Raw genomic sequence first — 26,870 nt, 5'->3', positions numbered from 1 at the left:
CGAGCAAAATGCCCCGAATCATCGAAATAAGGTCTCCTCGGTCCGATACGAATGAGCAGGGAGCAAATAGTACCGAGCGATCTAAACGATCCCATCGATCCCATCATATCCAAGGAGAAGCAAGCCAAACGATCCCCGCAATGGAGAATTCCCTCGTCACCGCTCCTACACCTCTTTTTGGGGTAAACGAATCTGCACAGTGGTGCCTATTCCTAGTCTGCTAAACACTTTAACGCCGTAGTGCTCACCAAATTTCAGTTTGATGCGGCGATCAACGTTAGTGATTCCGTACCCTCGTCCAGGCTTATCCTCAAGCAAAGAACTGAGCGTCTCGCGGCTCATCCCCATGCCATCATCGATTACTGACAAAATAATATCGTTCGCTTCCATGACACCTTTGATATGAATATTCAGCGGACTTTCTTGACTCCACACGGCATGCAGCACTGCATTCTCCACAAAAGGCTGTAAGGCAAGTTTGACTGTAGAGTAAGGCAGAATCGCTTCATCTACTTTGTAGGTAATGTTCAGTTGTCCTTTAAAGCGGATTAGCTGAATGGCGTTGTAGCTCTGGGTCAGCTTTAATTCCTCGTGGATGGTCAATATACTTTTCCCTTTATTCAGGGAGATTCGATAAAACTTGGCTAGATGAAGCACCAAATCTTGTATACGCGTATCTTGATGTTTTAGGGCAAGCGACGAGATGGAGCCCAGTGTGTTATACAGAAAATGAGGGTTGATCTGCGCTTGCAGCAGGTCAAGCTCGGCTTCCTTGCTCTGCAGCTCCTTCTGATACACCTCGGTAATGAGACTTTTGAGCCGGGTGGTCATTTGCTTGAAGGCAAAATGCAGCTGGCCAATCTCATCATTTCCCAAATGTTCTTCTGTACTATGATTGAAATCCCCCCGTTCCAGGCGGCGGATCATCCGGATTAAAGTACGGATACGCTTGCTGAATAGCGACGCCGTAATGTAAATCAGCAGGAGGGCCACGCCAATAAAGCCCAGTGAGATTTTGATAATCAGATCTGAGAGTGATTTAGCATCCTGAATAATGCTGTCATAAGGGAAGATGGACACGGTTTTCCATCCATTTTTGAGCGTGTTATAGACGGCGAAAGCCTTTACCCCTTTGTAAGTTGTGTCAAATCTGCCCGATGGCGATTCATCGAATTTCTGATCAAGCAATTCCGGCAGGCTCGTATTTAATAAGTGCTTGTCTGCTGCTGAGAGAATAAGCCCTTTGTCATTAATAATAAAAATATCTTTCCCGCCCGCTTCTTCCTCCATTAAAGAATAGATTACCGATTCGGAGATTCTGAATACCAGAATACCGTAGGGATATTGATTGCGGTTATTGTTCAAAAATCTTGCTAAGGTAAACATGGCCGGACTATCTTCGGTTTGCGGTGAGGACAGATGAATGATATTCCCGTGTGACTGCTGAAGCTGCTTGAACAGCTCGGTCTCTTTAACCTCAGCTGTTACCGGCTTGATATAATAATCATCTTTGGGAAGTGATTCATTGTCCGAATAAATGAAAACGTTATCAAAATCAGGATAGGCAGTCATTATCGTGTCCATGCGGTTGCCTATATATTGATAGACATCCAGATAAGAAGGATCATCCTGGTATTCACTCGTGAGGTAGCTGGCAAGTCTGTTATCCAGGTAGATGGAAGCTGAAATATGTTCATAGCTGTCCAGCTTGTTTTCCAAATTTTTATTAATCTGAGCTGTTGAATTCATCATATTGCTGTAAATCTGATCCGTTAATTTTGATTTTGTTAATTCGTAGGAAAGGTAGGCGAAAAGCATCATCGGAATAATGGTCACTAGCACAAATACGCTGAACAGCTTGGAACGAAAGCTCAAATCAATAAAAGGCATATAAATATATTTCCTATATATATGGCGCATAGAAGAAGTCCCTTCTTTACTGTAAATTCGCTGTTTGCCATGTTCATCATAGCAGACTAAATATCGAAATCCAATGCTCGAATCTGCCGAAACTCCTTTAAAAAGCGCTATCATTCGGAGGATTGAAGTATAGAAAGCCACCTGTTGCGGACTTAAGATGAATAGGAGAGAAGTTGAATCGAGATGTGGCTCGACATGCTGCACTAAATAAAAAGGGAGGGTATTTGATGCATAAAGCAAGCGCTATCAAAACAGTCAGAGGCAATAATCTGTGGTACAGATTAAAAGAGCAGAAATGGTTATTTTTGCTGATGCTGCCTGCCTTAATTGCGACATTGCTATTTTCTTATGGTCCTATGTTTGGGATGTATATGGCGTTTACGAATTATCAGCCGGGCGGAGGAACGTTTTTTCAACAATTTTTCCATGCAGAGTTTGTAGGCTTCAAGTGGTTTGAGTATTTCTTTACTACCGGAGATTTCTACCGTGTAATGCGTAATACGCTCGCTACAAGCTTGCTGACCTTGTTATTCGGATTTCCAGCGCCGATCATCCTCGCACTTGTACTGAATGAAGCTAGGCAGGGATTTTTCAAAAGATTTGTACAGACGGTTTCTTATCTGCCGCATTTTATCTCATGGGTTATCGCTGCAAACATCGTGATTACGCTGCTGGCTTCTGATGGGATGTTTAACAATTTACTGGTGACGTTGGGCATTGTTCAGGAACCGGTTGCTTTTCTACAAAATGGACCGCTATTCTGGTGGATTATCGCTTTGTCCAACATGTGGAAGGAAATGGGCTTCAGCGCCATTATGTATCTTGCTGCAATTTCCGCTATTAATCCAGAGCTCTACGAAGCAGCAAGAGTGGATGGAGCCAGTCGCTTCCGGCAAATGTGGCATATTACGTTGCCAGCCTTGCGTCCAACCATTGTTATTTTAGGGATTCTAGCCGTCGGAGGCATTTTGAATGCGGGCTTTGAACAACAATACCTGCTGCAAAATAATACCGTGCTTGAGTATTCAGAGGTTATCGATATTTATGCATATAAATACGGGCTACAAAACAGCATGTTCTCCTACGGAGCTGCCGTTGGGGTATTTAAATCCGTGATTGCCTTCATACTTGTTGTAATTGTGAATCGTATTTCTAGAAAAGTGAACGACCAAGCGTTGTTCTAAACACGAAAAAGAGAGGAGCGCTTGTGATGATTTCGAATAGATACGGGGATCATATTTTTAAATTTATAGTTTATTTCATTCTTATACTTGTGTTGCTAGTTACCTTTCTGCCTTTTTGGAATATTCTCGTTCTTTCATTAAATGCTGCTGAGGATACCGTACGTGGTGGCGTCTATTTATGGCCCAGAGTCCTCACCTTTGATAGCTACAGTCAAATCTTAAAAGATAGCGAGATTTTGAATGGCTTATGGGTTACTGTCAAACGTACCGTAATTGGAGCGCCGCTATCTGTCCTTGTCATTACGATGCTTGCTTATCCGCTAAGCCGCCGGAATTTGATGGGACGTAAAGGATGGAATCTATATTTTGTCTTCACGATGTATTTTGGAGGCGGACTGATTCCTTATTACATGGTGCTTAAAGCGCTGAATATGATTGACACGTTTTCCGTATTTATTTTGCCAGGGCTGATGAATGTCTTCTATATGATTATTGTCCGTACCTTTATGGAGGGGCTGCCTGGTGAGATCGAGGAGTCGGCGAAGGTAGACGGGGCGAATGACCTGACGATTTTCTTCCGGATTGTTCTACCTTTGACCACACCCGTGCTTGCGACTGTAGGACTTTTTCAGGCAATCTCACATTGGAATTCGTGGTTTGACTCCTATGCGTTTACCTATAGTTCTGACTTAAAGACCTTACAAGCCGTACTCGTAAAAATATTAAGCCAATTCCAAACCGGAGGCATGGTATCGCAATCGCAAATGCTAGCTAACTCGGCTAAGCGGAATGCGGTTTCAAGTGATACTATCCGGATGGCAGCGACGATGGTGGCAACATTGCCTATCGTACTGGTATACCCATTCCTGCAAAAGTACTTTGTTAAGGGTATGACTTTGGGAGCGGTTAAGAGTTAATATGATTAAATAAATGGCGGCCCTGAAGGGGGGTGAGCGGACAGACTTGCTTGGTTGCTTGATAGACTTATGAAGTAACTTACTTAATGGGAGGAATTAGGGTGTCTATGATAAAGAAAAACAAATGGTTGAACGTGAGTATTACTGCCGCATTAGCCGTTGGTGTATTAGCGGGTTGTGCTTCAAATGATGGAAAAAACAATACAAACCAAACGGCCGGAGACGATAAAAAACAAGAGCCGATTACATTGACCTGGTTTGATTCAAATACCAAGGGTGAGCCTTTCACTGATGCTATTGCGCAAGAAATCACCAAAAAAACGGGCATTTCGATCTCAATCCAGCAGCCAACGGGTAATCCTACGGAAAAGCTGAGCTTGATGCTAGCCAGCGGTGACTATCCAGATGTAGTTGTAATGAGCCGGGGTGATGCTTCTCTCGATAAATACATTACAAGTGGCGCATTTATAGCGCTCGATGATTTAATTGAGAAAAGTGGACCAGACATTAAAGAAATGTACGGCGACACATTGATCAAAACACGTTATAAAGATGGAAAAAACTATTACCTAGCTAACTGGTATGGCCTGGATAGTGATCCTGTCTTCGGTATGCTGATGAGAAAAAATCTGGTTGCTGACCTGGCTCCAGATAAGGCAGATGGCTCCACCCCACTCACAACGGATGAGTTTGAAGCACTTTTAAAGAATTTTAAAGAGAAAAACAAGACAATTGATGGAAAAGAAACTGTTCCAATGACGATGAACGGTGAAAATATGGGCGCCAACCTGGGTACATTTAAAGGGATGTGGGGTCTGAGAACCTACTACGATAATAATGGAACATTACAATATGATGTTAAGGATCCAAAGTATCGCGAGATGCTGCTTTATGTGAACAGTCTGTATAGAGAAGGTCTAATCGAAAAAGAATTTGCCATCAGCAAAACACAAACCTGGATTCAAAAGCTGGCTACCGGCACAGTGTTCTCCACACCAGGCGCATACTGGGACCCAGGTAACGCAAATGGTACTCTGAAGAAGGATGGCGGAGATGATAATCAGTTCTTCCCGTACAAGGTTGTAGCACCAGGCACAGAGACCTCCCAAACAACATTCGGACCAAGAAGCTCACTTGGATGGGATGCTATTGCCATTACGAAAAATAACAAACACCCTGAAGAAACTATTAAGCTGTTCAACTACCTAGCGAGTGACGAAGGACAACATTTGCTGCTATGGGGTAAGGAAGGCGAGCAGTACACCATGGTGGATGGAAAGAGACAACCAGACCCTGCATTCCTGCAAAGCTTCAAGGATAACTGGGACGATGCTGTGAAGAAGAGCGGTGTTCGTAAATGGTTGTGGTTTGTTAAAAATGGTCTGGATGCCAATGAACAGCCATACGATATGGCCGTTAAATACCAACGTAGTGAAATTGACGAAATGGCCATTAAGAGCCTTGGAGATTCCGTATGGGATACAGCAGAATTTGATAACTTAGGTCCTGACGGCGGAACGCCTGAAGCGCTGACCGCGCAAAAAGTAAAAGATATTATGGATCAAAGCATTACGAGAGTAATCATCGCTCCTTCTGAAGCCGAAGCCAATTCTACATTCGACAAGATGCTTGCGGATATGAAAAAAGCTGGGGATGAAAAAGTAGAAGAAATCTTCAATCAGAAGTATAGCGAACGTATGGAATTGTGGAACTCAAAATAATATATTTATCTATGTAAAAGCTTCCTCTCTGCATTTCAGCAGAGGGAAGCTTTTTGTTGTATAAAAAAGCTAAACCAGCCGATTAACATGTGCATTCCTGCGGAAATCAAGCGGGGCTTGATGATAGAATTTTTTGAATTGATGATAGAAATGACTGACATTCTCGAAGCCGGATTCCAAAGCGATATCGACCACACGCAGCTCGGTAGTGAGCAGTAGGTTGCGGGCTACATTGAGCTTTAGCTGGTTGATATATTCCGTAGGTGTCTGGTTCAAGTATTGCCGGAAGGCGCGGTTCACATGACCGGCGCTTCTCCCTGACAGCTCGTACAAGGCATGAAGTCCACGGTGCAAATTATCCTTTAAATGCATTTTGGTTATGGCATGCTCTAGCCAGAGCGGGAATTCTGGTTGAGCGACTGTCTCTGCGGAGAAAAAATGCTGGGTGAGTGTATCGACGAGCAGGCCTTTTAGAAAAATACGGGACTTAACCTTGTCTAGGGTTGATAGGATGCGAATGCGTTCCATAGAACGGACGAAACTAGCCATTTCCAGCTGAGATAACATGGCGATTCGAGGGAGGGGTGTGTTCAGCAAGCCGTGCAAAAACTCCTCTTCATTCAGATAAGCTAGAGCATCTTCAATGAGGCTTTTGCGGCAGGGAATGTTCAGGAAACGGCAATCGCTATCACCATCTGCTTCATATCTGTGGGTATCACTGGGCCGAATAAAGACAAGGCAGCCAGTCTGAAGCAGCTGCGCTGTCCCGTTAACAATATGCTGACATCTGCCTTCTGTGAGAATGAAAAATTCATAGAAATCATGCGTATGCTCTGGAGATACCTGACTTAAGGACTCCACCCAGAAAGGGTCTGCTAGTAGTTCAGGATTCATATGGCTTGCCTCGGTGTATTTGAGCATGTTCGTCCTCCAGGGTATTAGTGATGTTAAAATAGCACATGATTATCGAGAACACAACACAAGAAATATAAAGATATTATTGATAGACTTGATCTTTAAGAAGGCAAAATAGCACATTTTGGAGGCGGGAGAAAATGCATCTTGTAGATCTAAATGGAAAATGGAAAATGAGACGTCTGCATGAGCCGAGCTGGCTGGAGGCTAGTGTGCCAGGTTCTGTCTATCACGATTTATTGAATGCCGGAGAAATGCCGGATCCGTTCTATCGTGAGCAGGAATATGAGGTTCTGGAATTATCCAATGACGATTACGAATATCAGCGTTGCTTTCAAGTGGAAGCTGAAGTGTTACAGCATGACCGCGTATTTCTGCTGTGTGAGGGGCTGGATACATTATGCGAGCTTTTTGTGAATGGAACTAACATTCTGAACAGTGATAATATGCACCGGACGTATGAAGTGGACATTAAGTCAGTGTTGAAGCAAGGGGATAACACCATTCACGCGATTTTTCGTTCCCCAGTGGAATTTGCTCTGCGGAAGCAAGCGGAGCTGCCGCTTAGCAGTTGTGCTGATGCAGTGGAGGGAATATCCCATCTGCGCAAAGCACATTCCATGTTCGGCTGGGACTGGGGTCCGAAGCTGCCCGATCTTGGAATCTGGAGAAGTCTCTCCATTCAGGGGTATGACAGTGCCCGTGTTGACGATGTTTATATTACACAATTTCACGAGCCGGATATGGTTACTCTGGATGTTCGGGTAAGAATAGAGAGCTGGCAGGAGGTTGAACGGGAAATCGTAGTCAGAGTTCACACTCCAGCAGGTGTGGCCGTTGAACGTCGTGTGTTCGAAACTGCCGGAGAAGATCATCATATTACACTGGAAATTATCGAGCCAGAGCTGTGGTGGCCGAATAATCTGGGTGCACAACCCCTGTATAACGTCGAGGTTGTGCTGTTACAGAAGGGACAGGAGCTGGATCGTCGAGAACTGCGGATTGGATTAAGAACGATTTCTGTGAAGCAGGAAGAAGACCAGTGGGGACAATCATTCGCTTTTGAAGTCAACGGCGTGCTTATCTTTTCTACAGGTGCTGATTATATTCTGGAAGATAATCTTCTGCCTCGCGTGACTAAGGAGCGCACGGATCGCCTGCTCCAAAGCTGCGTGGCTGCTAACTTTAATACCATTCGCGTATGGGGTGGCGGTTATTATCCTGACGATTATTTTTATGATCTATGCGATGAATATGGGCTTATTGTCTGGCAGGATCATCTGTATGCCTGTGGAATCTATGCTCTGACAGAATCTTTTGAGGACAATATCACACATGAGACGATCGACAACATGAAGCGCCTGCGCCATCACGCATCGTTAGGCTTGTGGTGCGGCAACAACGAACAGGAGATGGCTTGGGTCGATTGGGATTGGGAGAATCATTATTCGCTCCAGCTAAAGGCCGACTATATCAAGCAATATGAAGTGCTTCTGCCGGCTATCGCTAAGGAAGTTGATCCCAATACCTTTTACTGGCGTGCCTCTCCTTCCTCTAAAGGAAGCTTTGATAAGCCGAATGACGAGAACTATGGAGACATGCATTACTGGGGAGTTTGGCATGGCAAGGAGCCTTTTACCGATTACCGGAAGCTCTATCCGCGTTATATGTCTGAGTTTGGCCTGCAATCCTTCCCAAGCTTAAAGACGATTGAATCCTTTACGCTGCCGGAGGATCGCAATATTTTCTCCTATGTCATGGAGTCCCACCAAAAGAACAATACCGGAAATGAGAAAATTCTCTATTATATCAGCGAGACCTACAAATATCCGAAGGATTTTGAATCTATTCTCTATGCGTCCCAGCTTATCCAAGCCGAAGGCATGCGCTGTGGCGTAGAGCATTGGCGTAGACATAGAGGGCGCTGCATGGGCGCATTGTATTGGCAGTTGAACGATTGTTGGCCGGTTGCTTCCTGGTCTAGCATCGATTATTATGGCCGGTGGAAAGCAATGCATTATACAGCTAGACGTTTTTTTGCTCCAGTTCTTGCTTCTGCACATGACGAAGGAACCGTAGTTTGCCTGCATGTCTCTAATGAGAGCCGAGAGAAAGTGAGCGGTGAATTAAGATGGAGACTGCTTACTCCGACATCAGAGGTTCTAATGGAAGGTGCGAAGTCGGTGAAGATTGAGGCTTTAAGCAGTGCCGAGTTCGATCGGCTTGATTTTGGTCATGTCTTGGATACAAAAGAGAAGAAACGTGAAGCCTATCTGGAATATGTATTTGAGGTAAAGGGGGAGACGATAAGCGGGGGAACCGTCTTGTTCGTTAAGCCGAAACACTTCAGCTTTGTTGATCCTGAGCTTGAAGCCGTAGTCACAGAGGAAGCAGAACAATTCGTTATTACTGTGAAGTCAAAAGCATATGCCCGTTTCGTTGGACTTGATTTCAAGGAAAGAGATGCGATCTTCAGTGATAACTATTTCGACCTGTCAGCTGGCATTTCAAGAATCGTTACGGTTGCCAAAAAAGATCTCGACAAACCAGCTACGGCTGAGGAACTGCGTGCCCAGCTTACTGTACGTTCCGTCTTTGATATTTAAGCAAAAGGTTATTTTCCTACTATATCCTAGGCTACCAATCTCCAAATGACAGTTTGATGATATATATTCTAGTGGTTTAGATCCTGTGTATAGATAGATCAATATTTTACTATAATAGGTATAGATATTAAGATTGTATACCCTTCCATTTCACTCTAAAATAGACTTCGAAGAAGCATTAACTACAAACAATAAACGTTCTATTGAGCTACCTTAAGGAGAGTGCAAACATATTATGGGTATTTATTATGACGACAACCGCAAGGTGTTTCATTTACAGTCAGAGAAATCCAGCTATATTATTGAAATGATCAAAGGTGTTATTCCAGCGCATGTCTACTGGGGCCCACAATTGGCAGGGAGAGAATTTCAACACCCGTTGAATTTGGTGGAACGTTGCTCTTTTAGCCCAACTTATTTGCAGGAGGATAAAAATATCTCCCTCGACACCTTGCCAAGCGAATTCCCTTCCTATGGAAACGGGGATTTCCGCGAACCGGCACTGGAGGTTCACCTAGTAGATGGCACGACCGTAACGGATTTCCGTTATAAGAGCTACACCATTAATAAAGGAAAACCTGCACTCAAAGGTCTGCCTGCTACTTATGTTGAAAGTGATGAAGAAGCAGAGACCTTGGAAATTATACTGCAAGATGATAAAACAGGATTGATCGCTGCCTTGAGCTATACCGTATTTAACGATCAGGATGTTATAACACGTTCCGTGCGGATTGAGAATCTGGGTAAGGACAATCTGGTTTTGAAAAGAGTATTAAGCGCGAATGTTGACTTCCATGATTCTGACTATGACATGCTGCAATTATCCGGTACTTGGACTAGAGAACGCCATATTCACAAAAGACCCCTCGTTCCTGGCATCCAGCGGATTGACAGCAAACGCGGCTCCAGCAGCCATCAGCAGAATCCTTTTATGGCCTTGCTTGCAAAAGATGCGACAGAGGACCATGGCGAAGTTTATGGATTCAGCCTTGTGTATAGCGGGAGTTTCCTCGCCCAAGCAGAAGTGGATCAATACGGAATTTCCAGAGTAGGGATCGGTATTCAACCTTTCAACTTTCAGTGGTTGCTTGAACCGGGCGAATCCTTTCAGGCACCTGAAGCAGTATTAGTAAGATCCAGTGAAGGGCTTGGCGGTTTATCGAGAACCTATCACCGTCTGTATCGGACCCGGTTATGCAGAGGTGAATTCCGCGATAGCAAGCGTCCTATTCTGATCAACAACTGGGAAGCGACTTATTTTAATTTTAATGCGGATAAAATCAAAGAAATTGCTAAAGCAGGAAAAGAGCTAGGCCTAGAGCTGTTTGTGCTGGATGACGGCTGGTTCGGCAAACGTGATAACGACGACAGCTCCCTGGGAGATTGGGTAGAGGATCGTCGCAAGCTGCCTGAAGGTCTTGGAAAGCTAGGCGAAGATATCACGGCAATGGGCATGGAATTCGGATTATGGTTCGAGCCAGAAATGGTATCGCCTGAAAGTGATCTTTACCGTGAACATCCAGACTGGTGTCTCCATGTACCTGGGCATAAAAGTTCATTAGCCCGCCAGCAGCTAGTGCTGGATTTATCCCGTAAGGATGTATGTGATTATATCGTCGAGTCAGTTAGCTCGGTATTATCATCCGCTCCGATTACTTATGTGAAATGGGATATGAACCGGAATATGACGGAGATTGGATCAGCGCTTCTTCCAGCCGAACGTCAACGTGAAACGGCACACCGTTATATCCTAGGACTTTATGATGTGCTGGAACGTATCGTTTCCCGTTTCCCTCATATTTTGTTCGAAAGCTGCTCCGGCGGGGGCGGACGATTTGACCCGGGAATGCTGTATTATATGCCACAGACCTGGACTAGCGATGATACGGATGCAGTGGAAAGATTGAAGATCCAATACGGAACAAGTATGGTGTATCCTGCGAGTTCAATGGGTGCCCATGTGTCGGCTGTTCCTAACCATCAGGTACATCGTATTACACCTTTGGAGACACGTGGTCATGTCGCGATGTCGGGTAATTTCGGCTACGAGCTGGATTTGACCAAGCTTACTGAAGCTGAGCGCGAGGATATCCGCAAGCAGGTTTCGGAGTACAAGGAACTGAGAATGCTGATTCAGTACGGTGATTTCTATCGACTGCTTAGTCCTTTTGAAGGAAACGAGACGGCATGGATGTTTGTTTCCGCTGATAAAAAAGAAGCCTTCGCCACCTACTTCCAAGTTCTGGCCGGGCCTAATCCACCGTTGCGCAGATTGCGTCTGAAAGGACTCGACCCTGCGAAATCGTATAAGCTTGAGTTTAACGGCGGAGTATACAGAGGGGATGAACTGATGCACTTCGGACTCACGCTTCCACAGCTCGAGGGCGATTTCAGAAGCCTACTTTTCGTGCTTAGAGAAGTTTAATCAAAAAAGGAGGGTGTCCCAAAAGCCATTGGCTGCTGGGCACCTTCCTTTTTTTCTCCTTTTTTGAGTTCTTTTGTGACTAGCTGCGCGCCCGAAGCTGTTATTGGATGGGGTGTTTAGCAGAATGTTTACCTAGCCTTAGCCGGGGATAGCGGGCTCGAATAAGGGTGTTTAGCAAGATGCTTTGCTAGCCAGGTGCTGCCGTACGCGAATTAGTGCACCTTGTAAGTAGCTTGACGCCACTGAAATTGAGTGTTTATAACTCGAAGTCGGCGGGCTCAAATTGGTGCACCATGTAAGTTGCTTCCCCAGCCAACACGGTGCTATCGGACTCAAATGCCGCTAATCGCAGTCTTTTCACACATTTGGAGTTTTATCGGACCGCATAGTCGCTATTGACTCTAAAAGTACCTAATATGCACCTCTTTCGGAGGAATAGCTGCACTGGAGTCCGAAACTGTGCTCAAAAGGCGGAAAATTGGCAAATAGCGTCATCTGAGTCCGAAAGCGGCGGGGGAAGGGGGACTCGGTGCTTTCGTACGCGATTTTGGGTGTTTAGCAGGATGTTTACCTAGGCGGGGGCTGCCGTACGCGAATTAGTACGACATGCAAGTTGCATACCCGTCCAACACAGTGCTATCGGACTCAGATGCCGCTAAACATAGTCTTTTCACACATTTAGAGTTTTATCGGACCGCATAGTCGCTATTGGCTCGAAAAGTACCTAATATGCACCTTTTTCGAAGGAATCGCTGCACTGGAGTCCGAAACTGTGCTCAAAAGGCGAAAAATTGGCAAATAGCGTCATCTGAGTCCGAAAGCGGCGGTAGAGGGGGTGACACGGTGCTTTCGTATGCGAATTTGGGTGTTTAGCAAGTTGCTTCCTTAGCCGTGGGCCGCTGGACGCCAATTAGTACGCCTTGCAAGTTACTTACCCGTCCAACACAGTGCTATCGGACTCAGATGCCGCTAAACATAGTCTTTTCACACATTTAGAGTTTTATCGGACCGTATAGTCGCTATTGGCTCGAAAAGTACCTAATAAGCACCTCTTTCGAAGGAATAGCTGCACTGGAGTCCGAAACTGTGCTCAAAAGACGAAAAATTGGCAAATAGCGTCATCTGGGTCCGAAAGCGGCGGAGGGTGGTTATCCCGCGGTGCTGCTGTATGCGAATTAGGGTGTTTAGCAGGATGTTTACCTAGGCGGGGGCTGCCGTACGCGAGTTGGTACGCCTTGCAATTGTGAGTTGGCACCACCAGATCTGAATGGTTACTACTTGCATCCACCGGCCCCGAATTAGCACGCCACGCACGCCACGCCTGCCACGCCTGCCACGCCTGCCACTCAGCTCTATCGAAGCCGAATAGATATGCCTAGCAACATCAATTTTCAAAAAACACATGTTTGGACAGGAACTCTAGGTCCTGCTCGCGGTAAGTGGAGGGGCTAACTCCAAAGTAGGAACGAAAAACTTTGCCGAAATAGCTGGCATTGTCAAACCCGGTGTCCACAGCGATCTGGTAGATCGTCTGATCTGTTGTTTTCAGCATAGATGCTGCCAGCTCGATCCGTCTCCTTCTTAAATACTCAAAAGGCGAGAGATTGATGTTTTTTTGAAATAGCCTGCAAAGATGATGTTTAGAAATTCCAACATGTGCGGCGACATCGTCTAAGCTAAGGTTATTATTGTGCAGATCATTTTTCATGAATTGTATAGCGGCATGGAGTTTGTCATTTTTTATATAGGTGGTTAACAAACTTGGTTTCTTGAGGTATTTCTCCATGGACAATATCCACTGAAAGGCTTTCCCCGTTAGAAAATGCAAATCTCTTTCTTCATCAACCTGGATGTCCTTGAACATACTCCACAATAAATCCATCGGAACCGATTCCTGAGGGAGTTCTATAATAGGACCGCCATGTGCGATCAGCTGGTTCCAGAGTGAAATAGCTAGAGGTCCTCGTACATTCAGCCAAATGAATTCCCAGGGCTCTGTACCTTCCTCCGGATAATAATATCTGTGTATACTGGGGACAGTCACTAGGAAAGCTTTGCCCTTCGTTAATGGGTGAACAACCCCGTCTATTTCAATTCTACCCTCTCCAGATAAGGTGTACTGAAAAATAACACAACTTCTCTCCGTCCGGTTCTGGCCGTTGAATGAATATGCCGGAGTTTCGGCTTGTTCCCAGCCAATAGAATCAAACAGAAGCATAGAAGCTTGTTCTTCCGAGCGAATGGTGTAGGAGGAGCGCAACATTAGCAGGTTTCCTTTCCATGGTTCGTTACTTCATTCAAAGTGTAAACTTTTTTGTTGATCTGTTCAATTTTTGTTTCATTTAATCTGCTGTCTTCGATATTGATAAGGCGTAATGCCATACTGATCTTTGAACAGCTTAATGAAATATTGTGGCTTTTTGTAGCCGACTAGATGTGAAATATCGAGCACATGTAAGTTGGAATCGATTAATAACTTGGAGGCCTTTTCCAAGCGTTTAGAAGAAATGTAGCTCGATAAATTTTCACCCGTCTCCTGCTTATAAAATTTGGACAGGTAAACAGGATGTAGGTGAACAATTTTCCCTAAGTCCTCCAGGCTCAAGCAATCACTAATATGATTGGAGATATAGGCTTGAATGGTATGAACAATGTTTTGATTGGAAAATTTAGCGTTTCTATCTAATTGGGTGAGGCTCTGCAAGATGGATTGAAGAGCCGTATCTGGCTCTGATAATTGATTGAAAATCCAGTCTGCGACCTCAGCTGATTGGATTTTATCAGTTGTGGAATACAGCAAATTAATGAATTCGAGCAGGTAGAGGAGCTTTTGTTTTTTGACAGTGAGCTTGGCAAAGTTTTTTAAAATGTTTTTTCTGGTTTGTTCCCATTCTCCAAGCTCTAATTTAGGGAGAGCACTAGAGGCACTCAGCATAGTAAAGTCTCTGGCCCCAATATTTTCATTAAAAAAGAAATGATAAAAAATATCCCGAACAGCATGCTTTTGAGAAAATTCAAACGGCTCGGAAAAAGAAATGGAATCGACGCTGCTTGCCACAGTTTCGGTATTGGATTCTGGAATAATTCCAGTAATGGCTGATGGAGTGATCCAAATAAAGTCCCGTCCACCATTATGATCTTTTAACATCATTTCATCTTTCCCTCTAGCCTCTGAGGCGTGAAAAAAGCAAAAGTGCTCATTCCGTAAAGCAGTATCGAGTGTGCTGTGATCATAACGTAGTGGGGAAGGTCCGCTAATAACAGAAAGCAAGTAACCTAGCCCATCTATGTTTTTCTCTGCCACTGGGGTTTTTGGGGGTTTCTCAGCGATACTCTTAATAACTTGACTCATGGCTTTTTCCATATCCTCTTTATCAACCGGCTTGAGTAAATAATCGAGTGCACCCAGACGAATGGCTTGTTGTGCATAATCAAATTGAGAATAACCGGAAAGAAAAATCACCTTGGTTTTGAGCTTTTTTTCATGAACATGATGCAGTAAATCAATGCCGGATACCTCGGGCATACGAATATCTGTAATAAGGATATCTATATGATTCTGATTCAATAGCTCCTTGGCTTCAATAGAATTTGTTGTCGTCTCAATATGCTCAATTCCAAATTTGCTCCAATCCAGCAGGTGTTTTAAATATTCAACGATGTAATGCCCGTCATCAACTATCAATAATCGCATATTGTCCTCCTTCATCCAGCGAGAAATCTATGAATGCCAGCACGGATAAACCACCCCAGTCATTGATGAAGAACCGCAGTCCGCTTAATTCACCATACGCATTTTTGAGGCGATGATGAATGTTCCAAAGACCAATTCCTCTTGATCCTTCAGGTGGGGATTCATTCTCAAGTCTGGCCATTAGCTGGTGTATTTCCTCAGCAGTAAGCCCCTTACCGTCATCGGCAACAATAATTAATGCTCCAGTATCAAGTTCTTTTACATCTATAGTAACGCGATGAGCCCCTTGCTGTTCTTCAATCCCATGCTGAATTGCGTTCTCGACCATAGGCTGGATAATCAGTGGCATAATCAGATGCTCTCCCAGTTCAGGAGGCAGGTTGATTTCATAATTTATTTTTTTGGAAAGTGACATGATGGATAAAAAATGATCGGCAAGCTGCAATTCAGAAGCCAACGTAACATTATCTGAATTCATTTTTGTTAAATAACGATAGTACTCTGCTAAATGCTTGCTCATCTGCATTACGGCTTCCGGTGAAGTTTTTGCCACTGCCATAATAAAAAACAGATTATTGTAAAGAAAATGTGGATTGATCTGAGCCTGTAGCTGTTTCACTTCGGCGTTTCTGCGCAGCTCGGTTTCTATTTTTAATGAAGCGAATAAAGCCTGTATTTTGGCGACCATGTGGTTAAAGCTTTTAAATAGACTATAAAATTGATTGTCCGGGTTCTCACTAATTCTGGTGCTGTAATTCCCTTGTTCCACTTGGTAGAATTTCTTGTCGAGCAAATATACATTACGATAATAGTTTCGATAGAACATAAAAATCACGATAAGACCAATGATCAAGATCATTAAGATGCTGACAAAAAACACCTGTTTATTCCGGTTAAGCGGATTCAAAAAATCACTCATTCGCGTATAGGTAACTAGATACGTATCAATCGGCTCAATATACTTTGATAAAACATAATAATCGTCATCGTTGATATGATAGTCAAACTTTAGAATTTCATGTGCATTGGGTGTTATCGTCTCCTTGGCTTTTTCCTCGATTCGAATATCCACCGCTTTATTGCTAATCATTAAACTCTTGTTCACAAGTAAAAAGGCATTGGAGCTCTCGCCGCCACTCACTGCTTTTTCTAAAAGACTTGTTAAATACTCCTTTTTCAGCTTAACGCCCACGATGTACTGAATATTGGCAGGATTCTTAGGTTCATGAATATAAGGATAGATTGAAAAATAATACAAATTGTTATTAACAATCTGCCAGCCTCGCTGCGTGACTTTCTGAAAGGGCTGTTTGGCAAGCGAATCATGACCCGTAAAAATAAAAGTGCCGTCCGATTTCCAGTAGATACCGATAGATTCAATCGCCTGACTGGAAAGAAGTGGTGCTGATATGCGGTCATAGATATCGTTTTTTTTCATCTGGGCATCGTAATTGTTCATCTCTTGTATTTTGCTTTGATAGAAACGTACGGAGGTGTCGGCTGTATATTGGATGCCATACAAACTTGCCTCAGAGATGATGCCATCCAGAATGCTTTCCGTATAGGCTAGCTGATTTTTGGAGGAGTTAACCAAGCTCTCTTGAATGGTTTTGGAACCTAGGGAGTTCATTACGAAAAACAAACTTAAGGTAAGTAAAAGGAAAAAAACGAAAAAATATATGAATCGTTTCATATTTACTTTTTTAATCATAAGCATTACTCCTGTCGCTAGGACTCGTGTGAATTCATCATAAGCCATATATTCCAAAAGAAAAAGAGAAGAGCTCTCGCAAAATGAAAGCGTTTATAAAGATGTTTAGCGAGTGGTTATGATATTTAATTTGAGACATTTTCGAATGAAAGCGCTTTTGTTAACATTAAACCAGAAAGAAATTAGCAGCCAAGAATGTAAAAGGGGGTAAGCACAATAGCACAGATAATGAATACCCAGCTCAAATGGAGTGAGAAAGTCAACGTTAAAAAAAGCAGAAAGAATCCTTGGAAAAAGGAAATCAAAAAAAATTGGCCATTGTATGTTTTATGTATCCCAGCTTTGGTATTCGTTCTAATTTTTGCCTACGGTCCTATGGTCGGATTAGTGATGGCCTTTCAGGATTACAAGCCCTGGCTTGGAATTACAGGTTCAACTTGGATTGGTTGGGATAACTTCGCAAGAATCTTTCAATATAAAGAGGCCACACAATCCATTATCAACACCCTTATTATTGCTGTAATCAAAATTATAGTCGGAATTATTGTTCCTATCTTTATGGCGATTCTGCTAAGCGAGATTAGAAACATGGGGATTAAAAAGAGTATTCAAACCTTGGTCTATTTACCGCATTTTCTCTCTTGGGTAACCGTTGCCGGAATCATGATTGATATCTTAGGTCTGGATGGGGGCATAAATCATTTTCTTACGAATTTCCTCGGACTGAAACCGATTTTCTTTTTGGGCGATCCTACGCTGTTCAGACCGACGATCATCATCAGTGATTTATGGAAAAACTTCGGATTTGGCATGATTGTCTACTTAGCGGTGATTACAGGGATCGATCCATCTTATTATGAGGCAGCTGAGATCGACGGCGCGTCACGCCGCCAACAAATAAGACATGTTACCTTACCGAGTATGATGCCGATGATCATCGTAATTGCAACGTTAAGCCTTGGAAATATCCTGGATGCAGGATTTGACCAAATCTTTAACTTATACAATCCACTCGTATATAGTACGGGGGATATCATCGATACTTATGTTTACCGGTCATCCTTATTGAATGGCCAATACGGTTTTGGTACCGCTGTTGGATTGTTTAAATCTGGCATCAGCTTCATATTAATCGTAATTTCCTATCGAATTGCTTACAAGGTAGCTAACTACAAAATATTTTAAGCCGAAGTTGTTAAGCTTACAAAACTGTTAGGAGGAATGGGAGTGTATTATAAATCCAAGGGTTATAGGATATTTTCGATTTTCAATCATATCCTCCTGATTCTAGTAGCCTTATCGTGTTTATTGCCTATGCTTCATTTGCTAGCACAATCATTTAGTAGTAAGACAGCGGTAAATGGGAATTTGGTATCCTTTTGGCCGGTGGACTTTAATATCGAAGCCTATGTGAAAACTTTTAAAAACACGAATTTTACAGGCTCCATGAGAATCTCAGTGGTCCGGACGGTACTGGGGACGTTAATCAGCATGTTCATTATTACAACGGCGGGGTATGCCTTGTCCAAAGATTTCCGAGGGCGTAATGCTTTAATGTGGATTTTTATATTCACGATGTTGTTTTCCGGTGGATTGATTCCTTCTTATATATTGGTTACGAAACTTGGGCTCAAGGACACGATCTGGTCGCTCGTGCTTCCCGGTGCCTTCGGAGCTTATAATTTGATTCTGATTATGAATTTCTTTAAAACAATCCCTAAGGCGCTTGAAGAGGCGGCATTTATCGATGGGGCTTCGTTCTTCGTCATTTTCCGGAAAATCTATCTTCCGCTTTCCCTTCCCGGTCTGGCAACCGTTGGATTGTTTATCATGGTGGGGAGCTGGAACGCATGGTTTGATGGGATTTTGTATATGTCGAATACAACGGACTATCCGTTAGCTTCATTCTTACAGACTGTAGTGGTGCAAGGATCAGCGCAGAGTATGGCACTTAGTCAATCAGAAGCAGCCGCGTTGTCAGAACAGAGTATCAAAGCTGCGCAAATTTTTATTAGCACACTGCCCATTATCCTTGTGTACCCTTTTCTACAGAAGTATTTTGTCAAAGGCATCGTTCTGGGTGCTGTAAAAGAATAACGTGACCAACATATAAAACTTTAATTCAAAGGAGCTTATTGATGAAAAAAACAGGGGCCTTACTAACGACTACTGTATTGATGGCAGGATTGCTAGCGGGCTGCGGCTCAAACGGTAAAGAATCTACTGCGGCAGAAGCGGTTCTCAAAGACGGCAAATACGATCCTCCTATTACTATCAACATCGCCAAGCAACAAGATGAGAATGCCGGTAAATATATCAACGGGGAGAGCTTAAATGATAATGTGTTGACCCGCTGGGGTGTCGAGAATCTAGGGATTAACATCCAAACTACTCTTTTGGGCGGTGATGCCTCCCAATATAATACGAAACTTCGTTTAGCGCTCACTGGTTCCGAGAAGCTTCCGGATGTTTTGCCAGTGTATGATACCTCATTAGAAAATGATCTGATTCAATCTGGACTTGTAAAAGATATTGCGGAGGACATTAACAAATACATGCCTGAGCGTCTGAAAGAAATATATAAACAATATCCAACAACGTTCAACCCGGTTATCCAGGACGGCAAGGTTTATGGGATGGCGATCTCGCCCAATCTCACTGAAGGTGAGGTCATGCTTATCCGTCAAGATTGGTTAGATAAATTAAATTTAAAAGCGCCAACAAATATAGATGAATTTGAACAGGTAATCGCTGCTTTTACGAATGATGATCCGGATGGTAACGGAAAAAATGATACTTATGGATTTGATTTCTCGGGAAAAGATTCTTACAACACGGGCTGGGTAAGCGACTCTGTAATGATTTTTAGTGCTTATACAGGGAAGAGTCTCCCCGGCCAATGGTATAACGACAATGGAAAACTCACTTACGGTTCCGTCGCTGATGGGACAAAAGATGCGTTAGCTAAACTTCGCGATTGGTACTCCAAAGGGTATTTAAATAAGGAGTTGGCTACACAGGGTGCATGGGATGCACTGGCGGATTTCACTGAAGGTAAAGCAGGGATTATTATTGGCCGTCCTTGGCTGTACGGCAGTGTTAAAGATGTGGAAACTAACGTAAAAGGGGCTAAAATCAAAGCTTACCCAACAATTAACGGTGTAAGTGGGGATCGAACCTACCAATCCGGTCAACAGAACGATGGTGTCTTTATGTTTAATAAAGACTTTAACAATATGGAAGCTTTCTTCTTGTATTATGACAAGCTTTACGATGCAGCATTTGGTACCGGAGATTTCAAATATGGTTATGCTCAGGGATATGATTATGACATCGTTGGCGATGAAGTGGTATTCGATTCCAAGAAATTCAATACGCCTTTGGATGCCGCTCAAGGTGTAGGGAAAATGGCTTTTACCAAAAATACACCAAGTGTGGATGGCCCAGGTAAATCTTTTTATGATCTTTCCAAAGGTGCAAAAGCTGAGAATGGGGTCTTGATCAGATCGGCATCAAATGATGAAACAGCCAAAGAGGGATATGTGATTTCCTATGCGAATAGAGAGTCACTGCTTCCAAATGCATTTAACGGTCCACCTACCAAGACCATGCAGACAACTTGGGAGCAACTGAATACGATGGAAAAGGAAACCTTCACCAAAATTATTTACAGTAAAGAGCCGCTAACTGCGTACGATGACTTCGTGAAGCAATGGCATGACAAAGGCGGTACGAAAATTTCCGAAGAAATCAACGAATGGTATAACAATGCTAGCAAGGTGGATGTGATGTCTCAGATGGGATTGAAATAAGTTCGCAAGAACAGCAGGTTCAGTTAAGGTCATCCTTGGCCGGACCTGCTTTTTTGTCTAAAAATCTGATCCTCTGGAGGTTAATCATGGACGAAAATGCGAGTACAGTCACCCTACTAAATAGCGCTCCACTTCTGGATATGAGCGGAAATCCTGTACATGCACATGGTGGACATATGCTCTATACGGATGGATATTATTACTGGTTTGGTGAGAACCGGATGGATCGGCGGAGAGTGAGCTGCTACCGATCTGTGGATCTAGTGAATTGGGAATGGCGCAATGATGTGCTCACACTCGATTCACCGGTACAGCCGATTTATCATCGCACCACATTAGAGCTTGAACCCTTGGACAGGGAGGGGCGCCCAACGGGTGCGGTAATTGAGCGCCCAAAAGTACTCTACAACAAACTTACAGGGAGATTTGTTATGTGGATGCATTGGGAAAATGGACGCGACTACTCTGATGCGCGCTGCGCGATCGCTGATTGCGGGACGGTAGATGGGGATTATGTTTACCGGGGCAGCTTTAATCCGATAGGTAACATGTCTCGGGACTGCACCTTGTTCCAGGATGACGATGGGACGGCATATTTTATCTCCGCGGCAAGGGAAAATGCTGATCTTATTATGTATCGTCTGTCACCTGATTACCTCAGCATAGAAGAACAGGTCAAGACCTTGTGGCCCGGACAAGCGCGTGAAGCACCTGCATTAATGAAACGTCAGGGTGTATACTTCCTCATCTCGTCCGCCTGTACGGGCTGGTTGCCTAACCAAGGAACCTATGCCTGGTCCGAGGAATTATTTGGTCGTTGGTCACCCTTGCTGCCTTTGGGCGACATCACTACATACGACAGCCAGCCTGCTTTTATAGTTCCTATTGTAGGAACAGACAATGACCAGTGCTCTTACCTGTATGTTGGGGATCGCTGGGACCCTGCGGATTATTATGCCTCTTCCTATGTATTTCTGCCGCTCGGCTTTCCTTCTGACCGGGAAATGAAGCTTGACTGGGCAGAGCGAACGGTGATTGACCTAAGGAAGGGAATCGTAGCTGTGGAATGCGGCTCTGGTAGTGGTCTGTTCAGATTGAAAAGCTTAGGAATGGGGCTTTATCTGGCGGCGGGAAATCAATCCATTGAACATGAGGAGACCCTGAACGTCGAAGTCCGGACGCTTTCGTATGAAGATCAGCAGCAGAGATGGACGGTTGAATACGGGGAGAAGGGTAGGGCGAGAATTCGAAACAGTGAAAAGGCCTTATCTATTGGCCCGTTGAATTCCTTGCTGCTGGAGCCTATTCGTGACAACGAAGATCAGTTTATATGGTTGCTTACAGAGACAGAAGCAGGTTCACTGACTATTGGGAGCAATGACGGAAGAGTTCTTACCGTAGCAGGAGAACAGCGTGGGGGCTGGGGTTGTGTGTTTCTTGAATCCAAACGCTGCCATGATCCCCGTCTAGGTGCAGACCCGCAGCTTTTTCAACTGATTTCAGTAAGGTAAACAGTTTAGAGAAAAGAGGTATACCGATGAGTTTATCTGTCTCCTTCCCTATGGAATGGTTTAAAAGTGACCCCCATACACAACTTACTGCGACTTCCTCTGAGGCGTTTCAGTTCATCACTACACCAGAAGGTGGTGGATTTGAGCTTCAGTCAGGGCATCTGGAATCCGCCGCTTGGTGCGATTATGGTTTCGTTAATGCGGAGGTTTACCATGAAAGCCGTGACGTTCTGGTGCTGTTATTCAGTTTTTATGATCGGGATCATCGCGTCATTACTTATCATGTAGGAATTTTACCCGGTGTGCGCACGAAAATTTGTTTACCCTTGATTCATTTAAATGGTGAGAAGCTGTTCCTTCCCCGTTATCCGGGTGTGATGCAGACAGTACTGAGGGGAGATGCAGGCATCGATCGCAAGCATATCACCCGATTCTCTATCGCTACTCTCCCTTCAACAACAAGTAGAGCTGTGCAAATTAGTGGCTTGGCTCTAAGTCTAACTGAGCCCGTCTTTGAGTATGAACAGCAACCATATATAGATGATCTGGGCCAATTAAAGGGAAGGGATTGGCCAGGGAAAACGGTTGATGCAGAAGCGATGACGGATCGGCTGCGCACAGAGCGGAAACTTGCGGAACATGCTGATCACAATGGAGGTGACCTCAGCAGGTACGGAGGTTGGAAGGCGCTGAGATTCGCGGCAACTGGATATTTCCGCACGGAGTTTGACGGCAGCCGCTGGTGGTTCGTTGATCCAGAGGGTTATGCCCTGTTCAGTACGGGGATGGACTGTGTGGGTCCAGCTTGTTCTATGCATGTAACTGGCATGGAACACTTGATACCCTCATTGCCGGAGCGGGAAGGAATCTATCAAGAAGCTTGGTCACAGGATGGCGAGGAATTCAGCTTCGAGATTGCTAATCTGATCACTGCTTTTGGGGCGGAGTGGCGCTCTAACTGGGTGGCTATGACGGATTTTCGCTTACAACAATGGGGATTCAACACCATCGGTAACTGGTCCAATGATAGATTTATCAACGAATCCCAGCTTCCGTATGTTTATCCTCTAGTAGACTTTCCTATGACGGAGCAAACTATTTTCCGGGATTTCCCGGATGTGTTTAGCCCGGAGTATGAGCGGAATGCCGGGAGCTTTGCGGAGCAGCTTCTTCCATTAAGGGAAGACCAGAGAATGGTCGGTTATTTCATGCGTAATGAGCCGCATTGGGCATTCGTGGATGGGTTGAATTTGACCGGGCAGATGCTGAAATCTCCGGTCCGTTATGCCAGTAAGAAGGAATTCATTCGCTGGCTTGCAGAAAAGTACAAAACAGTGGAACGATTAAACATGGCGTGGGATAGCGTTTTTGAAGAATTCGAGGATTTATACGATGTATCGAATGTGAATGTAACCGGGGATAATCTCACTTCTGCCCGAGAAGTGGATTATAACCAGTTTAACCGGATCATGATTCGACGGTATGTAGAAGTGCCAGCCCGTCTTTGCAAGCAGACGGATCCGAATCATCTGAATTTGGGAATGCGTTATGCCTGGGTTGGCAGTGATGAGGTGCTGGAGGGCTGCGAATGGTTTGATGTATTCTCTATGAACTGCTATCAGTTCAGTCCTGACAAGGACCAGATCGCCCAGATCAGCGGACGACTGAACAAACCAGTCATGATTGGGGAATATCATTTTGGTGCGGCTGAAGGCGGCATGTTGGCTTATGGGATCCGTGCGGTGGCAACCCAGAAGGAGCGCGGTGAGGCTTACCGTTATTATGTGGAGCAGGGGGCAGCCATCCCGCAGCTCATCGGAGTTCATTATTTTCAATGGAATGATCAGCCTGTGCTCGGACGTTATGACGGAGAAAACTATCAAATCGGTGTAGTGGATGTCTGCAACCGTCCATATGAACCTTTCGTGCAAGCAGCGAGAAAGGCCCATGACCAGATGTATCAGGTGCGGACGGGTATGACAGCGCCCTATAATATTGTGCCAATGGAGATTCCGAAAACGGGATTCTGATTGCAAATCTTTACAACAAAAAGGCCCCCAGCCAATGGGGGGCCTTTTTTGTCCTCTCCTCTGCAATGTAGCCTCTTTACAAGCCAAGGCCGGAGGAGGGGAGTGAACCATCACGGGAATAGCGCTTGCGGTATTCGCCCGGAGTTATTCCGGCACAACGTTTGAACATACGGATGAAGGAATTTACGTTCTGATAACCGACCTGAAGCGCGATATCCTGAATCCGCAGTTCCAGATTCATTAGCAGCTCTTTGGCCCGCTCAATCCGCAGATTGTTCAGATATTCACTGAAGTTGATGTTTGTTTTCTCTTTAAAAATGCTGGACAGGTAACCTGGAGTTAAATTTAACTTGTCTGCTACTAGGTTGAGGTTGATGTCCTCGCCGTAATGTTTGTCTAAGTAATCCAGTACAAAGCTGATAATGGGGTCGCGCGACTCCGAGCGGCTACTGATGACCACGAGCACAGGACGAACCAGATCACGCAGCCATTCCTTGTATTGATCCATTGAGTGGAAAGCGTTAAATGGCTCTAGTCGCGGTGGTAAGAGACGCTCCGCTTCCGCTTGGGGCAGATTCAGCCTCGTCACCGTTTTGCTTGTCTGTTCCGCTGCTCCCAAGGCAAATGCCCGAAAATCCGCCGCCGCCGCGTCCTTGTGCTGCAGCTGCTCCAGCTGACGATCCAACCAAGCGAATACAGCCTCCTCATTGCCAGACTGCAGCAGATTGTGCAGCTCCTCTCCGTGTGTCACCTTTAAATGAAAGGATTTGGCGGATGAGGCTCTAGGTTCTACGATAATTTGTGTTTCCCCGTTCAATCTACGCTCATTTAACAACATCGATAGATTATTGTAGGCATCGGTAAATGAGGTTTCGCCTGAATATACCGGACTTACAGCAATAGTCAGATATAAGGATGTCTCCGAATCCAGCAGCTCCTTAAGGGTATCAAGAGCCTGCAGAAAACTGCTCTGCGGTCCGGGATTGAACAGGAGCAGCATGAGCTGATCATGTTCCGGCTGGAGTGCGACGCTTTCGCTTTCACCACCAGTGATCAAGTTTTGAACCAGCTTCCATAACATCAGTGTGTGTTTCTCCAATTCGTCCGGTAAGGTTTTGAAGCTGACCTTGAACAGAATGGAGGCATAGGGCTGTTCGGATTGCCTTACATCTTCAAGCTCCGCGAGGCTTTTACTCAGCGGGATATTTTTCACTTTATGAGTATAGGCATATTGGCGCACCAATGAGTTCTTATGATCAAGATCGGTCTGGATGAAGCGGTTACTCTCCAAAATGGAGCTCAGGCGGTCGCCAATAATGGCGAATTCCTTCACACTGCTCAATTTTTCAGGCCGGCTGCCTGCCTTACGGTCCAAGGCGGAAATCAGGCGCTGGAGCGGTTGGTTAAGCCGGTGGCTGAAGATTAGGGATGAGAGAACACTGATCAGTACTGCGGCAGAGAGTAATACAGCCAGCAATAGCTGCATCCCCCGCATTTCCGCAGCAATAGCCGCCACCTGGGTCACTCGGATATAGGTGAATCCAGTCTGTTTACCTTTTTCATAGAAGTAATATTGGTCTCCGACCCGCTCATGGGCATTGCCACTTTCCGGAAGCTGGCTTGTTTGCAGTTTACCCTCTGATGTAGAGAACAATAGATTCTTCTGCGCATCCAGGATATAGAACGGGGTATTGCCGGCATCTCCGTAGGCGGCCTGCATCAGCTGCGGATTCAGCATGACAATGCCGTACACTTCCTCATAAGGAATCGCTTTGACCAGCACTGGCATTAACCTTCCGAGCGTACGGGTGGAATGTATGGTTTTCTCGGTAAAGGTTACGGCGGGCATGACTTTTAAAAATTGATTATCCATCGTTTGCCGGCTCCAGTACTCCGGAGGGTATTCTGCACTGAAGTAGTATTTACCGAACATATCTGCGGCGCTGCTTAGGCCCTCCCTCTCCAGTACATAATTTTCCTTTTTAAAATAAAGAATGAAATTTTCGATATGCAGAAAAGGATTAGCATACAGCGTTGAGAGATCCGATATCACTTCTGCCGGGATATCATATCGTCGGTTCTCTTTGAGGTGGCTTAGAATGCCCAGATTGGCAGTCCATGAATCGGATTGGGTGAGGGCAAGAATCATGTTCTGGGTCAACCGGAAATGATTTTCGTAGCCTTCGACCGTTTGTGCGAGGCCAAGCTCATTTTGCCGGATCATCTCCTTATAGATTTTGCCGCTTAAATACAGATGGGAGAACAGATTAAATGATGCCAAAATCAAGATGACACTGAGGAAGCTTAGCATCAGCTTAACGAACAGGGCATTCAGCGCAAATTTGCCTGTAACGGATCCCTTCATATGTATCCCCCTTTGGATGCACCCGTAAATGAATTGGATTAATTCTATCATAGCGGCAA

16 protein-coding genes are annotated in these 26,870 nt (G+C 44.6%); 10 read left to right on the top strand and 6 right to left on the bottom strand.

From position 1 onward, the window contains the following. Positions 1-165 precede the first annotated feature (165 nt). Complete coding sequence (locus tag MHH46_RS23300) at positions 166-1,890, bottom strand: sensor histidine kinase (RefSeq protein WP_405132518.1); 1,725 nt, start codon at positions 1,888-1,890, stop codon at positions 166-168. Positions 1,891-2,147: 257 nt separating this feature from the next. On the opposite strand from MHH46_RS23300, the gene MHH46_RS23295 reads away from it, so the two are divergent. The 3 genes from MHH46_RS23295 to MHH46_RS23285 all read left to right on the top strand — a co-directional run bounded on the left by MHH46_RS23295 (position 2,148) and on the right by MHH46_RS23285 (position 5,742). After that, positions 2,148-3,104, top strand: a complete 957-nt coding sequence (locus MHH46_RS23295) for a sugar ABC transporter permease (protein ID WP_051491272.1) — start codon at positions 2,148-2,150, stop codon at positions 3,102-3,104. A gap of 26 nt (positions 3,105-3,130) precedes the next feature. Beyond that, the gene (locus MHH46_RS23290; protein ID WP_036683186.1) at positions 3,131-4,021 is read left to right on the top strand and encodes a carbohydrate ABC transporter permease; all 891 of its coding nucleotides are present in this window, start codon (positions 3,131-3,133) and stop codon (positions 4,019-4,021) included. Between the two features lie 107 nt (positions 4,022-4,128). Further along, entirely contained in the window at positions 4,129-5,742 is a 1,614-nt protein-coding gene (locus tag MHH46_RS23285; protein ID WP_076194808.1) for an extracellular solute-binding protein, read from the top strand. A gap of 69 nt (positions 5,743-5,811) precedes the next feature. Here MHH46_RS23285 and MHH46_RS23280 read toward each other — a convergent pair whose 3' ends face one another. Beyond that, complete coding sequence (locus tag MHH46_RS23280; RefSeq protein WP_076194798.1) at positions 5,812-6,663, bottom strand: helix-turn-helix domain-containing protein; 852 nt, start codon at positions 6,661-6,663, stop codon at positions 5,812-5,814. A gap of 134 nt (positions 6,664-6,797) precedes the next feature. On the opposite strand from MHH46_RS23280, the gene MHH46_RS23275 reads away from it, so the two are divergent. Further along, the gene (locus tag MHH46_RS23275) at positions 6,798-9,263 is read left to right on the top strand and encodes a glycosyl hydrolase 2 galactose-binding domain-containing protein (RefSeq protein WP_076194796.1); all 2,466 of its coding nucleotides are present in this window, start codon (positions 6,798-6,800) and stop codon (positions 9,261-9,263) included. Between the two features lie 235 nt (positions 9,264-9,498). After that, positions 9,499-11,688 (top strand): alpha-galactosidase, encoded by a 2,190-nt coding sequence (locus MHH46_RS23270; RefSeq protein WP_076194794.1) that lies wholly within the window; start codon positions 9,499-9,501, stop codon positions 11,686-11,688. Between the two features lie 1,384 nt (positions 11,689-13,072). Here the strand turns inward: MHH46_RS23270 and MHH46_RS23265 are convergent. The 3 genes from MHH46_RS23265 to MHH46_RS23255 form a co-directional block, all read right to left on the bottom strand. Beyond that, positions 13,073-13,951, bottom strand: a complete 879-nt coding sequence (locus tag MHH46_RS23265; RefSeq protein ID WP_076130289.1) for an AraC family transcriptional regulator — start codon at positions 13,949-13,951, stop codon at positions 13,073-13,075. 75 nt (positions 13,952-14,026) lie between these two features. After that, positions 14,027-15,382, bottom strand: coding sequence for a response regulator (locus MHH46_RS23260; protein ID WP_076194791.1), 1,356 nt, complete (start codon positions 15,380-15,382; stop codon positions 14,027-14,029). Next, positions 15,363-17,093: a sensor histidine kinase gene (locus tag MHH46_RS23255; protein ID WP_076130287.1), complete on the bottom strand. Its 1,731-nt coding sequence runs from the start codon at positions 17,091-17,093 to the stop codon at positions 15,363-15,365. The genes MHH46_RS23260 and MHH46_RS23255 overlap by 20 nt, the downstream gene beginning before the upstream one ends. A gap of 300 nt (positions 17,094-17,393) precedes the next feature. Here MHH46_RS23255 and MHH46_RS23250 point away from each other — a divergent pair, with 300 nt between their 5' ends. The 5 genes from MHH46_RS23250 to MHH46_RS23230 all read left to right on the top strand — a co-directional run bounded on the left by MHH46_RS23250 (position 17,394) and on the right by MHH46_RS23230 (position 24,446). Beyond that, a complete protein-coding gene (locus tag MHH46_RS23250; RefSeq protein WP_036683235.1) occupies positions 17,394-18,278 on the top strand; it encodes a sugar ABC transporter permease in 885 nt (294 codons plus the stop codon). 42 nt (positions 18,279-18,320) lie between these two features. After that, on the top strand, positions 18,321-19,190 hold the full coding sequence (locus MHH46_RS23245) for a carbohydrate ABC transporter permease (protein WP_081383383.1): 870 nt from the start codon (positions 18,321-18,323) through the stop codon (positions 19,188-19,190). Between the two features lie 41 nt (positions 19,191-19,231). Then, the gene (locus MHH46_RS23240) at positions 19,232-20,905 is read left to right on the top strand and encodes a hypothetical protein (protein ID WP_076130286.1); all 1,674 of its coding nucleotides are present in this window, start codon (positions 19,232-19,234) and stop codon (positions 20,903-20,905) included. Positions 20,906-20,991: 86 nt separating this feature from the next. Further along, positions 20,992-22,416: a family 43 glycosylhydrolase gene (locus MHH46_RS23235; RefSeq protein WP_076130285.1), complete on the top strand. Its 1,425-nt coding sequence runs from the start codon at positions 20,992-20,994 to the stop codon at positions 22,414-22,416. A 26-nt stretch (positions 22,417-22,442) separates the two neighbouring features. Next, positions 22,443-24,446, top strand: a complete 2,004-nt coding sequence (locus tag MHH46_RS23230) for a beta-galactosidase (RefSeq protein ID WP_076194789.1) — start codon at positions 22,443-22,445, stop codon at positions 24,444-24,446. A 76-nt stretch (positions 24,447-24,522) separates the two neighbouring features. On the opposite strand, the gene MHH46_RS23225 is transcribed toward MHH46_RS23230, so the two are convergent. Beyond that, positions 24,523-26,811, bottom strand: a complete 2,289-nt coding sequence (locus MHH46_RS23225; RefSeq protein WP_076194787.1) for an AraC family transcriptional regulator — start codon at positions 26,809-26,811, stop codon at positions 24,523-24,525. Positions 26,812-26,870: the final 59 nt, after the last annotated feature.

This window comes from Paenibacillus sp. FSL H8-0175 (genome assembly GCF_045040615.1).
GTDB classification, from domain to species: Bacteria; Bacillota; Bacilli; order Paenibacillales; family Paenibacillaceae; genus Paenibacillus_AQ; species Paenibacillus_AQ odorifer.
The sequence above is the reverse complement of the archived record's forward strand: the minus strand, read 5'-3'. Positions and strand labels throughout refer to the sequence as shown.